At 47.0% G+C, this 15,235-nt stretch carries 12 protein-coding genes; 2 read left to right on the top strand and 10 right to left on the bottom strand.

Annotated features, from left to right (window positions below):
* Positions 1-158: 158 nt before the first annotated feature.
* From uvrC to ACFW2W_RS05485, 9 genes are all read right to left on the bottom strand, one after another.
* Positions 159-2,120 carry an excinuclease ABC subunit UvrC gene (uvrC, locus tag ACFW2W_RS05525; protein ID WP_378174416.1) on the bottom strand — a complete coding sequence of 654 codons (1,962 nt, stop codon included), beginning with the start codon at positions 2,118-2,120 and terminating at the stop codon, positions 159-161.
* Positions 2,121-2,793: 673 nt separating this feature from the next.
* Positions 2,794-3,261: a response regulator gene (locus tag ACFW2W_RS05520; RefSeq protein WP_378174413.1), complete on the bottom strand. Its 468-nt coding sequence runs from the start codon at positions 3,259-3,261 to the stop codon at positions 2,794-2,796.
* Positions 3,262-3,685: 424 nt separating this feature from the next.
* Positions 3,686-4,414 (bottom strand): PEP-CTERM sorting domain-containing protein, encoded by a 729-nt coding sequence (locus ACFW2W_RS05515; protein WP_378174410.1) that lies wholly within the window; start codon positions 4,412-4,414, stop codon positions 3,686-3,688.
* A 249-nt stretch (positions 4,415-4,663) separates the two neighbouring features.
* Positions 4,664-5,809, bottom strand: coding sequence for an NF038130 family PEP-CTERM protein (locus ACFW2W_RS05510; protein WP_378174407.1), 1,146 nt, complete (start codon positions 5,807-5,809; stop codon positions 4,664-4,666).
* A gap of 922 nt (positions 5,810-6,731) precedes the next feature.
* Positions 6,732-7,901 carry an LL-diaminopimelate aminotransferase gene (locus ACFW2W_RS05505; RefSeq protein ID WP_378174404.1) on the bottom strand — a complete coding sequence of 390 codons (1,170 nt, stop codon included), beginning with the start codon at positions 7,899-7,901 and terminating at the stop codon, positions 6,732-6,734.
* Positions 7,902-8,006: 105 nt separating this feature from the next.
* Positions 8,007-8,330 (bottom strand): thioredoxin family protein, encoded by a 324-nt coding sequence (locus ACFW2W_RS05500; RefSeq protein WP_378174401.1) that lies wholly within the window; start codon positions 8,328-8,330, stop codon positions 8,007-8,009.
* A gap of 479 nt (positions 8,331-8,809) precedes the next feature.
* Positions 8,810-9,580, bottom strand: a complete 771-nt coding sequence (locus ACFW2W_RS05495; RefSeq protein WP_378174398.1) for a PspA/IM30 family protein — start codon at positions 9,578-9,580, stop codon at positions 8,810-8,812.
* 244 nt (positions 9,581-9,824) lie between these two features.
* Entirely contained in the window at positions 9,825-10,580 is a 756-nt protein-coding gene (locus ACFW2W_RS05490; protein WP_378174395.1) for a PspA/IM30 family protein, read from the bottom strand.
* 164 nt (positions 10,581-10,744) lie between these two features.
* Entirely contained in the window at positions 10,745-12,097 is a 1,353-nt protein-coding gene (locus ACFW2W_RS05485; protein ID WP_378174392.1) for a hypothetical protein, read from the bottom strand.
* A gap of 158 nt (positions 12,098-12,255) precedes the next feature.
* Between ACFW2W_RS05485 and ACFW2W_RS05480 the strand changes: the two genes are divergently transcribed.
* Complete coding sequence (locus ACFW2W_RS05480) at positions 12,256-12,825, top strand: DUF721 domain-containing protein (protein WP_378174389.1); 570 nt, start codon at positions 12,256-12,258, stop codon at positions 12,823-12,825.
* A gap of 781 nt (positions 12,826-13,606) precedes the next feature.
* The gene (locus tag ACFW2W_RS05475; RefSeq protein WP_378174386.1) at positions 13,607-13,921 is read left to right on the top strand and encodes a hypothetical protein; all 315 of its coding nucleotides are present in this window, start codon (positions 13,607-13,609) and stop codon (positions 13,919-13,921) included.
* A 208-nt stretch (positions 13,922-14,129) separates the two neighbouring features.
* On the opposite strand, the gene menB is transcribed toward ACFW2W_RS05475, so the two are convergent.
* Positions 14,130-14,963, bottom strand: coding sequence for a 1,4-dihydroxy-2-naphthoyl-CoA synthase (menB, locus tag ACFW2W_RS05470; protein WP_378174383.1), 834 nt, complete (start codon positions 14,961-14,963; stop codon positions 14,130-14,132).
* Positions 14,964-15,235 lie beyond the last annotated feature (272 nt).

Below are 15,235 nucleotides of genomic sequence, written 5' to 3'. Positions count from 1 at the left end.
TGGTTTAAATTTTGTCTATAGGAATCCTGTTTGATTTGTAAGATGTTTTTTTAACGAACCGCCAAGGACGCCAAGGACGCGAAGTAAGAGAGGAGGAGAGGTGGATAATTCCACAAGTCATTGCTATAGAAGTCAGGGTGAATCGCTTTTGGCTTCGGTCAAGCTGGATGAAAATAATTGTAGATTTCCTGGGCTAACTTAGGGCCAACACCAGGAGCCTCAGCCAGCTGCTTTGGAGTCGCTTCGCGGATATAATCAATGGATCGAAAATGGGCTAAGAGTTGTTTCTGTCGCTGAAAGCCCAATCCTGGGATTTCATCTAAACGCGATCGCCTCAGTTTATCGCTGCGCTGCTGACGGTGGAAACTGACTGCAAATCGGTGCGCCTCATCCCGCAGTCGTCGCAACAACTGCACTCCTGGTTGTTCTGCATCTGTCTGTAAGGGTGAAGACTCACCCGGTAAGAAAATCTCCTCTCGCTGCTTGGCAAGACTAACAACTCGCAAGTCTTCCATTAAATTCATCTCTTGCAAGACGGCGACAACCGATGAAAGCTGACCTTTACCGCCGTCAATCATTACTAAATCGGGCCAATCGGGATTTCCGAATCGCTGCAATTGGGGATCTTCGGCATACTTGCGGAAACGTCGCTGGATAACTTCCGCAAGACTGGCAAAGTCGTCCGAGTGACCGGCAGTAACGGTGGGATTTTTTATTTTATAGTGGCGATAGTGCTGCTTTGCCGGTATAGCGTCGATGAAGACTACCTGAGACGCCACAGCATTCGCTCCCTGAATGTGGGAGATGTCGTAGCCTTCAATCCGGTGGGGTAAGTCGGGTAGGTCAACAATGGTGGCTAAATCCTGCATCGCTTGCTCGTTGCGATCGCCCAATCGTTGCATCCGTGCTAGTTCATACTGGGCGTTGCGCTCCACCATCTCAATCAATTCTGCCTTGGTTTGCCGCTGGGGAGCAAGTAGCGTTACTTTTCGTCCTTTCCGTTCAGTTAAAAATTCTGTGAGCATTTCTCCTTCTGGCAACTCATGCTGCACTAGAATTTCCGTAGGGATTTCTACGGAGTCGGCATTTGCGTAATGTTCCTCTAATACCCGCTGCAAAATGGCTCCCGGCGTTCCCGATTGCGCTTCCGCAACAAAGCCTAAACGACCAACCAGTTTTCCCGCACGCATCTGGAACAATTGAATGCAGGCGTGTTGGGCGTCAGCAGCGAGAGCGATCGCATCCCGCGAAACGGTATCATCTGGCAGAGACACTTTTTGATCTGCACTCAAAGACTTTAACCCGGCAATTTGGTCGCGCATCCGAGCTGCTGCCTCAAAGTTTAGCTCTTCGGCTGCCTTTTCCATATTCGCCGTCAAAATATCAATCAGTTCCCCGGCTCGTCCTTGGAAAACCATCGCGATCTTTTGGATTGTCTTGCGGTATTCTTCGGGTGAAATCAACTTTTGACATACGCCTGGACACCGCCCTAAATCGTAGTTTAGACAAGGACGGTCTTTAAATAAAGGTTGCGGACGCTGACGGATGGGAAACAGCCGTTTTGCGATTCGTAAAGTGGTTCGCAACAAACCTGCATCGACAAAAGGGCCGTAATATTTATCTTTCTCTTTCCCCAGACGCCGGTTGCGAGTAATGAAAATGCGGGGATATTCTTCCGACCAAGTAACCAGGACGTAGGGATACTTCTTATCATCTTTGAGCAGCACGTTGAAGTAGGGTTGATGCTGCTTAACTAGATTGGCTTCTAGCGCCAGTGCTTCGGCTTCGGTGTCGGTGACGATGAATTCAATCTCTGCGATTTGCCGCACCATCATCATAATGCGGTCGCTTAATTTCTGGGAGTCGCGGAAATAAGAGCGAACTCGCGATCGCAATTTTTTCGACTTGCCAATGTAGAGGATGCGATCGCTAACATCCTTCATAAAATAGACCCCTGGTTCTGGTGGAATCTCTTTCAGACGGCTTTCCAGGCGTTCTGGCTCTTTGAGGAGCGGCAGGATTTTTGTAGATGCGATCGCTCCTTCAGACGAGATATAACCAGCTTGAGTTGTGGCGGGAGATAACTCGTTCCCATTTCTTAGCGTTTGCGGATCTGTCATCCTAATACACTCCTTGACAGCAGCAGTTGTTAATTTTTAGGTCACGCCCTTGAACAAACAGTAACAGGACTTACGCAAAGCTTATACATATAGCGTTTTTTCGGGTTCAATCCCCCTGTGGTTGCCCTTACTATGTGGTGATATTTGCGTCAGTCCTGAGTAACGTGGTTGCTAGCTCGTAAAATCTCGTAATAAACATTTTTTTTAATTCAAAATATCAGTGCAAGTTCGTAGTTAACATTTTTATTCGATTCACGAATCAGTAAAAATTCGGATCATTTTATTCTTTTTAAACCTGAACTTTTTTCCGGATTTTAGTTAAGCTTTCTTGAAGTCATTACTAGGTTAAATGAAGTTATAACGAATTATGTTAATTTTTCAGCTTTTAGTTTGAAATTGGTTTTAAAATGCTGCTACAGCAAAACTTTTTTCTAAGTCACCTCCCACCTGGTTAAAATCATGAATTTGGAAGAGTTTGAAAATCAATATCGGAACGCTATGGATGATACGCTCAACCAACTCCAGACAGTGATTTTGTTATTGGCACAAGTAGAATCTCAAGTTATGGAAATAAGTTCTTCTGTGCAACGTCTAAGCCACACAGTGGAAATATATATTAACGAAAATAAAAGTGAATAACTGTTAATTCAATTCCTAGAAGTTTAGTAAGGCGTTAACGAATTTCTTCTGCAATTGCTTGTCCCAAGGAAACTAGATTTACAGGTTTTACAAAGAACCGACGTGCCCCCAAACTCAGGGCACGCTCTTCATCAGCTTGAAAAGCATAGGCGGAAACGACTATCACGGGAATGTGGAGCCAGTCTGACCCTTCTTGGATTTGCTGGAGTAGGGTATAGCCATCAATATCTGGTAACTTTAAGTCTAGCAAAACTAAGTGAGGCTGAAAGTCAGCCATCGCCTGAAAAAAACCAGACCCCTCTGCTAGAGAGAGAACCTGGTATCCCAGATAACCAAGATAGTCACTTAGCAGCTGTCTATTCGTTTGGTTATCCTCAACGAGCAAAATTCGCTTAGCAGGTGCTTCAGCACGGAAGTCTGAATTCGGGTTGGATTTTGAGCGTTCAGTCTCACCGATCCTGTAAGATCCGCCTTGGAAGATAGTTAAAAGTGATATGAGCATTAACCGAATCTATTGCCACTCAGTGTAGCTATAACTTTATTAATAAGTCATCCGGTTAACAATAGATCGCAGTCCAGGTTTAGACGAACTTAAAAATAGACGTGCTGGGGTATTAGCAGGATACTTATCTGAAAGACTATCCAAAACTCCTGAAACCCTTGAAAAATCGTAGGGAATGGTAGAGCGTAAGCGTAGGCGCGTTCATGCCGTACGGCTTTAGCCTTCAAGGGAGAGTAACTAGGGCAAACTGCACCAGGGCTGGGGAACGTGAACTGAGAGCCTACACATCCGAGATTTGGATAGTCTTTCAGGGCATTCCGGACTTGCAAGCAACGCTTAAATTACAACAAAAAAAGGGAGCAGATAGCTCCCTACTTTTTTAGGCTAAGACTGTTTTAGGCTAAGACTGTGGAAGGTGCAAAATTTATGCTGCTTTTTGCAACTTGCGCTTAGCGGCAAAGAAACCACCCAAACCAATTAAACCCAACAATGCGGAGGGTTCGGGTACGTCGAGGGGCGTTGCCGTCTGGGAAACCTTGAAATTCACAGATACGTTAACAGGTACAGGTACAGGTAGAACTCCCGCAACAGTACCCAATGCAGAACCTCCACCAGAGATATTACACGTACCACTCAAGCACACTTTAATCTTATCGAACTCATAGTCTTTTACAGTCAAGATATCGGTAATCTTGTTGTAAGAGAAATTAAAGGTAGAAAGAAGATCGGTTTGACTATAGCTTAAACCCTTGAAGATGGAGCCAAAACCGCTAAAAGAGTTGATGAAACCATAATTACTGAAGTAGCTACCAAAATAATCTCCTAAATAACTGAAAGGATGATCGATGGTTAGTTCTGAATCTCCTTCATCTTGAAGCCTACCGCTGAGATTATCGATAATGTAGCTCTTGTCTACATCCACGGTGAAAGGTATTCCGCCGAAAAAGGAATTAACAGTGCCACTAACCTCGCCAACGTAATCGAGTTTTGTCAATTGGGCTGCCTCAACAGGAGCCATACCAATTGTGCCCAAAGTGACAACTGCTGCCCCCGCAATAGCGATTGATAACTTTACATTTTCTAACATTTTGGTGTCTCTATCAGTTCTAGGATTTTGCTTTCGTACAGCCACCGCAACCGGACTGTCAGGCATATTTTCGGTTTCGCGCTTGTGGTGGTACTGAACTTCTTGGCACCCTCAGTATGTCTGTCTATTTTTTACTGCAACTGTTATAATTTAGTGGTATTTACGGTAAATTTGGTTAAGTTACCGTAAATTTACTGTGATGTTTATATAAAGAAAAAATCGGCCCGCCTCTTTCTCTGGACGGTGCCGATAAATTTACAATCTTTAGCAAACTATTAACACTGCTAGTTTTTTATGAAGCAGTGACTACAGAATTTAGGCTTTTTTCAGCATCTTACGCTTGACGGCAAAGAAACTACCTACACCGAGCAGACCCAGCATGGCTGAGGGTTCGGGAACTGATTCTGAAGGAGGAACTTCGCCTTTGAGCGTGACTTCATAGTTGCCCGTGTGAGATTTGCCATCGCCTTTTTCCACCAGTCCAGAGTTTGTGGCATTAAAGTTGTAAAGGTATTGAGCTGGACTACCGTTATAGGCAACCTTAACGATTTCACTGGCTTGGATGACTAGATCCGTTTTAGCGATAAAGGCGGTCAGGGGATCTAATTTAGCTGAGAGGGTTGTGATTTGTCCGTCAACCAAGGCGATTTGACCTGTCAATGCGTTGATTTGACCTGTCACTGTGGTGATTTTAGCCAAAATCCCTGGCTTTTGAGCGGAGGAGGCAGCCTGGAATTGATTCTTGAGTGTATTGAGGCTGATTTGCGCCGTACTCAGTGCCGATTGCATCTGAGTGCGATTTGATTTAAGTGTATTGTAGGCACTTTGCATCTGAACTTGAGCAGGTTGAAGTGACTGTTGAATTAAAGATGCCCCATTCAAGTGACCAGCTAACCCAACGCGGATAGTACCATCATTGTCCTGGTTGACGTAGGAGAGATTCGGGTCGCTAAATCTCTGAAGTCCCCCACCGGCTACAAAAGCAGTTAAAAGCTCAGTTTGGGTATTTGCTCCAAGCAAGGGGCTGAGATTGTTGGCAACGATTAAATCATTCAACCATTTCTGAGCCAAAGTTGTGCCACCAACATCGGTATTCCAGTCAGATGAGGTGAGACTGCTGAGGGTAATGCTCTTGCCGCCGATGGTGCCTTGTAAACTGGTGACGCCAGTGTAGCTTGCGTATGCGGAGTTGCTGAGGGTTTCACTATTGGAAAATAGCTCGATGTTTCCAGTTGGGTTAGCGCTATTTCCGCCTAGAACTTTTTGCTCATTAACCCAAGTGCCGGGGGTATTGTTTACCTGGAACGTGTTTGTAGCGTCGGCATCGTAGGTTAGATAGGGTGCAGCTCCAGTAACGGTAGCATTTTTGATGGATGCAGCGGATGCTGGGGCGCTAGCGATCGCACTGAGGCTTGCCAACACTGAAGCGCTGAGCAAAATTTTCTTGATAGTACCTGTCATTTTGTGTGTCTCCACAAGTTTTCTGTCTAGATGAGTTTTGCTTGATAACGCGCACAGTAGCTAGGGCGCGGTCAGTTTTAGATCGGGTTTAACAGTTCTAAATAGGCAGGGGCAATGATAAATAGCCTGTCTTTTTAGCTTGGTCTGGTTATTTACCTGTCTGTATTTAATATAGTCAAATAACCAGTTTCAATCGGTAAAGTTTTGATGATTTTTAGTAAAATTTGAGTAAAGCTTGAATGCAAAAAACAATTTTATTTTTCCGTATACTGACCGTAAGAATACAGGGGAATAGCAGACATAAGCCTAAATTTAGGAAGGACATCTAAAATAAAAATTCTGTCAAGAGTAGTTTCTAGGAGTCCTAAGCTATTCGGCATTTAGAAGCTGCCTAACCTTTAGTGGCATTGCCAGTCTTTAGTTGTTACAGAGGCGATCGCTTACCTCTGTCCGTTAGTTGCCACCGCTTTCTGATCCGGCTGACGACTGACGACAAACCATCTATTTGAATCTAGGCTGCCTTAAATTCCTAAATACTTACTGCTTCTAACTGGGTTTTGCGCTTCCAGTTGTTTATTATTTTGAGAAATTTACGGAGAATTCAATGAACTGACTGTAGATTTACGGTTATGTTGAATGCTTCAAAAAAATAGCTCCGCTCTCTTTTTGAGGCGAAGCTAATCAGCTGTTGTGCATTTAATTTGACCATTTACTTGGCCCTGAGGAGCAGGCGTTAATATCTTTAGGACTTACGCACTGAAACCTTCAAACCTTGATCCCCCCTAGCCCCCCTTAAAAAGGGGGGAACCGGAAAAGTCCCCCAATTTATCGGGGGATGCAAGGGGGATCTCTGCGTAAGTCCTAATCTGGTCAGGTACAAGTTAAGACTTAGAGCCATTTTAGGCAGCGATCGCCGGTATTTTCACTGATGCATTACCGGGGATATCTTTTCAACCGCCATTTCCAATACACCTGGATCGTGTACCAGCGCAAACCGTACATATCCTTCTCCAGATTTACCAAAACCGGCACCGGGTGAGGCAGCAACGCCAGTGGTTTCTACCAGATGGGTGCAAAAGCCGATGGAGTTTTGTGCCCACGGTTCTGGCAATTTAGCCCAAACATACATGGTGGCAGATGGGGTGGGAACCTCCCAGCCAATTCTGTGAAGCGCTTTGACAAAGGCATCCCGGCGTTGGCGAAAAGTTTCAACTGCCGCCTTAACGCCCTCTTGAGAGCCACTCAGGGCAGCGATCGCTCCATTCAAAATTCCTTGGTATTGGTTGAAATCAACTGCCGCTTTCACCTGGCGCAAGGCGCGGATCAGATTTGCATTCCCAATCGCGTAGCCGATGCGAAAGCCGCCCATGTTGTAAGACTTAGATAAAGTAAAAAACTCAATCGAGACGCTTTTTTCGGGGTCGGCTTGTAAAATTGAGGGAACTGCAACGTCTTCAAATACCAGATCGGCGTAGGGAAAATCGTGAACCAGCACTAGATGATGACGCTGGCAAAAATCAACCGCTGTCTGGAAAAAAGATAAGGGCGCGATCGCGGTTGTGGGGTTGTGAGGATAGCTCAATATCATCATCCGTGACTGAGCCAAAACCGGCAATGGTATCTCCTCAAACACGGGCAAAAACCCATTTTCTGCCCGTATTGGCATCGGGTAAATTTGACCGCTGGCTAGGTAAACTCCCCCAGCATGGGATGGATAACCAGGGTCAAGCAGTAAGGCAAAATCCCCTGGATTCAGTACCGCCAAGGGTAAATGAGCGGTGCCTTCCTGGGAACCAATCAGGGACAGCACCTCGGTTTCCGGGTCAACCGGAATCCCGTATTTCTGAGTGTACCAGCGAGCGGCAGCTTGGCGAAAAGCTTGAGTGCCGTGAAACAGCAAGTAGCCGTGGGTTTTGGGGTCAGATAAAGATTGGGCGATCGCGTCGATAACCCGATCCGACGTTGGTAAATCGGAAGAACCCAGCGACAGATCGATGATGTTTTGTCCCGCTGTCCTGGCTTTTGCCTTTGCCCGATCCATATCGGCAAACACATTGGTTTGCAGGGGTTGTAAACGCTTGGCGAACTGCATATTTAGTCTTTAGTCCTTAGTCCTTAGTCGCTAGTCCTTAGTCTGTTGTCCGGTGTTTTTTGTCTCTCACCGATCGATGACGAATGACTAATGACTACTGACTGTTTACAGGTGAGTTTCCAGAATACTCATTAATTTCTGCTTCCCAATCGCTCCCTCATAAGATTCAATAATCTGAGTGTCCTTAAACAGCTTCAGAGCTGGAACGCCTTCCACTTTGTATTTGGCTACGGTGTCGGGATTGGGATCGACTTCCATCTTCACGACCTTGAGGCGATCGCCATAAGTTTCCGCAGCGGCTTGCACGGCTGGCGCTACGAGACGGCAAGGGCCGCACCAAGACGCCCAGAAGTACACTAATACTGGCTGAGTCGCTTTCAATACTTCTGTTTCAAAGTCTGCATCATTAATTGAGATTGTGCTGCTCATGTCACCCCCGATTGACATTTATATCATTGCTTAACCCACTCAACACAGTATTCAAAACCGTTGCGAGTAGGCAGGAAAGCAACCAAGGTTTACGCCTTTCTGATTGTAATACAGTACCTCAGACGGTTCGTTGGGAATGGTGGTTCATCAAGGAAATTTGCGATCGGACTTGATGAGTACAAAAGCTTTATTCAGAGCTGTAATCCGGACAGTTGTATCTGTATTTTCTTATTTCAAGTAGTTTGAAGTCTATTTTTTGAATTAGCTTATGTTTAATTACTCAAACGCACGCCAGCAAGCGAAAAATTATCATAAAATCTTCAACTGAGGCTTTTAGCTTAATTAAAGTCATTGAAACTAAGTCAGCGAATTATGGCAAGATAGACCCTCTAAATCTCATCGCCAACGAGTGTCAGATGGATGCAGAGCGGTCTATCAAAGCTTTGATTCGTAGATAAGTTATCGAAAAGTGCAGGAGCCTACAGGTTATCCAATTGCTTTTTCAGGTCTTCTAATTCGCTGTCAACTGCGGAATTAGATTTAGAGGGAGTGGTTGGGTTTGCTGCCGGTAGTTGGGCTTGCGTAGTGGAAGAACCAGTTAATTGCGCTTTCATTGCTGCCAATTCGTCATCAACATCGTTGCCGGATTCTAATCGGGCAAATTGGTTTTCTAAATCATTGCCAGTCAGCTCGGCTGCCGCTGTAGAACGAGCTTCTAGTTCCAAGACTTTTTCTTCCATCCGCTCAAAGGCTGCCATTGAGCCGCTGGTATTCAAACGACCCACAGCGCCTTGAAGCTGCTCCTGAGCCTTGGCACTTTGTGCCCGTGCCTTAAGCATATCTTTCTTGGTCTTGGCTTCGGAAATTTTACTTTCCACTGCAATCAAGTTGCGCTTGAGGGTTTCCACCTGAGTGGTTTGCTGATCCAAGCTAGGTTTTAGGGTAGCGGCAGTGTCAGCGTAGGTCTTCTTGCGTATCAGCGCTTCTTTAGCGAGATTTTCATCGCCTTTTTGCAGAGCCAACTGGGCGCGTTGTTGCCAGTTGTTTGCTTCGGTTAGGGCTTGGTTGTATTGTTGCTGAGTCCGTTTTTGGTTGGCAATGGCTCTGGCAACAGCCTGACGCAACTGCACCAGGTCTTCCTGCATATCGATGATGGACTGTTCCAGAATTTTTTCTGGGTCTTCAGCCTTGCTGACCACATCGTTAAGATTGGCTCTGACGACTCGGCTAATGCGATCGAATAATCCCATGACGCTGTTTATCCTCTTGGCGTGTACTAATGTAGGTATTTCCAGGCTCTGAGAGTAGCCTTGAGCAAGTTCAATTTAGGAGGTCAGATTTTCCATCGGTGCAGTAGTCGGCAATTGTCCCAAACCCCATTTCTAGTCTAGGGCGCTAGGCAAGAGTGACTTGGGCAACCTTCAGGAATCGTTAAAGACCCAACACATTTCTTCCTAGTCTAGAAACTTCTAGTCCAAAGCGGTAGTTTCCAGATCAAGAACTTTCCAGTTGGGATCGGATTTTTTGTAATTCGGCATCTTGGCTAGGGTCAAGTGCCTGCTGACTAGACGGCAGTTGCGGTGCTTCGGTGCCTTGGCTCAGCTGAGCTTTCATGGTGGCTAATTCGGTATCAATATCCCCAGCATCTTCCAGGGAGAGAAATTGCTTTTGCAGGTCATCGCTTCCCAGTTCAGCGATCGCTTCTGACTGTGCTTCTAGTTGCAAGACTTTCTCTTCCATGCGCTCGAAGGCGGTCAGGGAACTGGCAGTATTAACACCGCCTAGCATCTCGTTAATTTTCGCAGATGCTTGAGCCGAGCGAGCGCGAACGATGTACATATCTTTTTTCGTCTTGGCTTCAGAGATTTTGCTTTCTAGCGATCGCATATCTTGCTTGAGCCTGCCGACGACTTGATTGTGCTGATCGATCTGCGCCTGCATTGCCTCTGCGGTTTCCTGATAGGATTTGCGCTTGGTGAGGGCTTGGCGGGCTAAATTTTCGTCACCTTTTTGCAGTGCCAGTTGGGCGCGATTATACCATTCTTGGGAGGTAGACTGGGCTTGGCTGCATTGTCGCTCAGTCCGTTTTTGGGTAGCGATCGCTTGAGCCACCGCCTGCCGCAGTTGAATCAAATTCTCCTGCATTTCCATGACCGCTTCTTCCAGGATTTTTTCTGGATCTTCCGCTTGTCCAATCAGACTGTTGATGTTGGCTCGAATTACTCGCAAGATGCGGTCGATCAATCCCATGTCAGTTCTCCATTCACAACGCACGGGTTTAGTGGAAAGGCGGGGTCACTCGATCGTGAAGATGGCAACGAACCCCGAAAAGCAGTCGCCCTCAACGGGCATCGCAGTCCCCGTAGCAACGTTAACAGAATGCTAGGTTACTTTCCAACTCAACCACCTCCAGCTTAAGGCTGATCGACCGCCGCCGAAATCCCCTGTTTCTGAAGCTCTTTCACCAATGTTTGAGCTTGAGACTCTTTCTTGAACGCACCGAGATAAATTTGGGTGCCTTCTGGTGATAAATAGGCATCGGGAACAATCTTTCGCGCCTGTTGCAAGGAGCTTTCGCCATCGTATTTTACAAACACATAATAGAAGCCCTGCGGATTCGGCGCGGGAGTTGCCGTCGGGGAGGGTTTCAAACTCGGTTGTACAGAGGGGAGCCGTTGCGGCAATCCTGGCAGAGGACTAGCGGGTTTAACTGGCACTGTCGCGGCTGGCGGCAGCCCTGGGAGCGGCACCGAGCCAGATTGCCTTGCTAAGGGCAGCCCAGGCGAGGAGTTTCCGGGGGTAGATGAACTGGGTAGCGGGGCAATTGTTGGCACCGCTACTTGGGTTTTAGGTAAGCCTGCCACATTGGATCTCGGAGCTGGACTGGAAGATGGCAAGGTACTCAGGGTATCCAAATTTACGTCCACAAATTCGTCAGTTGCCAGGTTTGGGCCGCTAGGCTCAGATCCGGCTGCTGGGGCATTGGTGGTTGGAGTTGTTGCCGGAGTTGGACTTTGAGCAACGGTGGGCGTGCCTGACTCCCCGAAGCGATCTAAACCCAGATAACTGAGGCTGCCAGGATTAGTCACCAGATAGCCCAAGGTGGCAGTTGAAAATAGCAATAACAACAAGGAACCAACCCCTAGGGGAGTCAGCAGGCTATCCAGAAAACTGCGTTCTGAGCGCCGAGGAGTTGACGCCTCTTCTTCTACCAAACTTCGCAGAAGTTGTTCGGAAGATTCCAGATAGTCATTTGGAGGGACGTGCGTTGAAGTTGGATTGACAAACTCCGGTGGATTTGCGGCTGGTTCTGGATGCCAAGCTGGCTCGTGGGGCGGCATGGCGACGGTCGCTAGTTCCGCCGAGGGAGCCGATAAGTCAAAAGATGACGCGGGTGCGGGCGGTGTATACCATGTTTCATTCTGAATGGTTGTCTCAACTCCCTTGCCTTCCAGATTTTCTGCCTGTGGTGGAACGCTGGCTGGCGGCGGTGGCGGTGGGGCGGAGGGCGGCTGCGCTGGGGCGGCTGATTGATTCCTGCCGCCCGTAGCACTCACGGAAATTAAGTCGATGGGTTTGTGGCGAACCCGATCGTGATTCATGCGGGGGGCAGGCGACGCCCCACGTCCCCCTCGTTCGCGTCGGTATCGTGATAATTCTTCTTCTAGCTGCACGTCGAGGCTGCCCAGAGCCGCCTGCAAGGCTGGGTTGATGGGCTGGGCGGGGGAGGAGCGAGTAGAAGATTCAACCGAATGACCTTGACTCATAGCTTTAGCTACTGACGAATCTTGGGAAGCTGACGGATCTCTTTATTACACGCTGTTTTCTGCTTCAAGGCAACCGTAACCCGAATCTGCTGTCTTGGTTTTGGGTACGATCGAGCATGAAGACCGATCGTTCTGCCATTTAGCTGGGGATTTGTAGGATGTCTTTTAAATCTCTTAATCATATCTTAGGGGCTATCGAAAATCAGGCGGCGTGGCAGGCTAGCCAAGAATTTCAACAGTTGCTCAAGTGTTGGTCTTCGGTGGTGGGAGTGGCGGTGCAAGCTCAGACGCGACCGATTTCCATATCGAGGGGCGTTTTGTCGGTTGCCACCTCTAGCGCTGCTTGGGCACAAACTCTGACTTTTGAGCGTCAGCGGATCTTGCAAAAGTTGAATGCTCATCTAGGTAGCAATTTGGTTGATATTCGCTTTTCGACGGCTCAGTGGCAGAAGAAGTCTGGTTCTAGTCGTTCCTGGTATGCACAGGAACAATCTGTGGCGTGGCAAGAGCATCCCAGTCGAGTTGTTGAGGCGACATCTTCACCGTCGTTGAGCCAGAAGGTGGAACTGAAAGAACCCCACCAAGCTTTTCAACGTTGGGCGGAGGGAGTGCGGGAGCGATCGCAACATTCACCGCTTTGTCCCCAGTGCCAGTGTCCCACCCCTCCAGGAGAACTCCAGCGCTGGGCTGTGTGTGCCCTGTGTGTTGTCAGGCAATGGAAAGGCTAACTTTGAGTAGATTCGGTGCAATTAAGCCGAAACAGGGATTGGTAGTAGGTTGCGAGAAATGCTTGCTTTGTGTGGTGGCACCCCCTCAAACCCCACGAATCATCTGCATCGCTTGAATTTATTTAGGTGTATCTACTTAGCTCCTCATCAAAATCGGAATCTAAAGTTGTTTTGTAGCGTATGTAACAGATGCCTGTTTCCTCTCCGTTACATCTTGTAACTTAGACTCCTGCGTAGCCTTCTGTACGGAAGTCTTCTAGGGCGGAGCTTCTGTGGCAATGCCCTGGATTTATGGCATCAATCTATTTCCCGATTGCTTCGTCCGTACTCTGACGTGCTTACTTCCGAAATACTTACAGAGAATGTAATGATTTTGATTGCCCTACTAAGGCTGACTCAGAGGATTTTCGGAGCAAAAATCTCGATTTAGTCGAGAAATGCAAAGTTTTTCCTTTAAATCAAGAGATAAAAAACTGAATTAAGGAGCTAAATTTATTTTTTTCTGGAACGGATACCTGTAATATTTATCTTGATCCCCATAGGGTTTTGTTAAAAAATAGCATTGTTCATGAGATTGTATACTATAGATAGATGTGTCTGTTTTTAATGCTTCATGTATCTATCTATTACAAAAAGCTAAAGAAAATCTAAATCAGTATTTCTACTGGGGTATCGCTAGAACATAGACGGGGAATATAGATTACAAGATTCCCAACTCTACAACCGTTAATCGGGAATTTTAATATAAAGCATAGATAAAAATTCCCCTAAAGAGGACTCCATGAAGACCTTAAATACTGTAACTTCTGCCTGCCGGTATTGTCGGTATTACAAGCCGGAAGGGCGTCGTGGTGGTCTTTGTCAGCAACTCGGCGTGCCCGTTCGAGGCGGCTGGGGAGCCTGTTCTTTAGCACTTCCAGCATTTGCTCCTTCTTGGGAACATCTCGAAGTAATGATGCGCTGGCAGGATGAAACGGTGAAAACACCGGAGGCGCTGTCATTCAAATGTTCGCTGAACTCTTCTCAAGAATCTGCCTCCCATGAAGAGAATCTCTCTACTGCCCAACAGCCAGTAGAAGAAGCACTGCTCGTATGAATAAAATAAAGGGTAGGAAGCTTACCTTGCCGTTTATCAAGGCAACTTGCTTAAACCTTTAAAAAAATAAAGATTTGCTTTAGAATCGCACCTTATTTAAGGCAAGGTGCGATTTTTGATTTAAGAGCCTTGTGAGATATTTTTTTACAAAAGATGAATCTTCAAACCCGTTTTCTCTCAGAAACCGGGTTTTTCCATTTGCGAACGACTAAGGCAGCCAAGGGTATTGACGGAAATCGGGTGGACGTTTTTCCAAAAATGCCTGCTTGCCTTCGGCTCCTTCCTCAGTCATGTAATAAAGCAAGGTGGCGTTACCGGCGAGTTCTTGCAAACCAGCTTGTCCGTCGCAATCGGCGTTTAAAGCAGCTTTTAGACACCGGATGGCAATCGGGCTTTTTTCTAAAATCTCATTAGCCCACTCGATGCCTTCTTGTTCCAGCTGCTCTACAGGCACGACGCAGTTCACTAAGCCCATTTCTAGTGCTTGCTGTGCGGTGTACTGGCGACAGAGAAACCAAATTTCTCGCGCCTTTTTTTGCCCCACAATCCGGGCGAGATAGCTGGCACCAAATCCACCGTCGAAGCTGCCGACTTTAGGGCCAGTTTGCCCAAAAATAGCATTATCTGCGGCGATGGTGAGGTCGCAAATCAGGTGCAGGACGTGTCCGCCACCGATGGCGTAACCTGCCACAAGCGCAATGACGACTTTGGGCATGGAACGAATTAGGCGTTGTAAATCTAGGACGTTCAGGCGGGGGATACCGTCATCGTCTACATACCCAGCTTGCCCCCGCACGCTTTGATCGCCACCAGAACAGAAGGCGTATTTGCCATCGGTGTGAGGGCCAGCGCCAGTAAATAATACGACGCCAATGCTGGTATCTTCACGAGCATCGCAGAAGGCGTTGTAAAGTTCAAAGACGGTTTTGGGACGGAAAGCGTTGCGTTTGTGCGGACGATTGATAGTGATTTTGGCGATGCCGTCGCCTTTGTGATAGAGAATGTCTTCGTAGGTTTTGGCGGTTTGCCAGTTGATTTGCATAGATAGTTGTGCAGTATTTCGGCTTGAGAATTTTAACGCAGTGTCTGAAATTACGGTAACTAGGTAGAACCTCAAAAGACGGCAGGCTTGAGCGATCGCTGGGTCATGATGACGGTAGGAATCAGAAAAGGTATCTTATAGCACAGACCGAGAGTAATTGTGAAGTCGAATCTGAGAGTTTTAATGCGCTATCGTCAGATAACGCTTTAACCAATCCGAAAGCAGATCGATTAGGATATGCGATCTTTGCAACATATAGCAATCCTAAGTGA

The organism is Coleofasciculus sp. H7-2 (genome assembly GCF_042747725.1).
GTDB lineage: Bacteria > Cyanobacteriota > Cyanobacteriia > Cyanobacteriales > FACHB-T130 > FACHB-T130.
The sequence above is the reverse complement of the archived record's forward strand: the minus strand, read 5'-3'. Positions and strand labels throughout refer to the sequence as shown.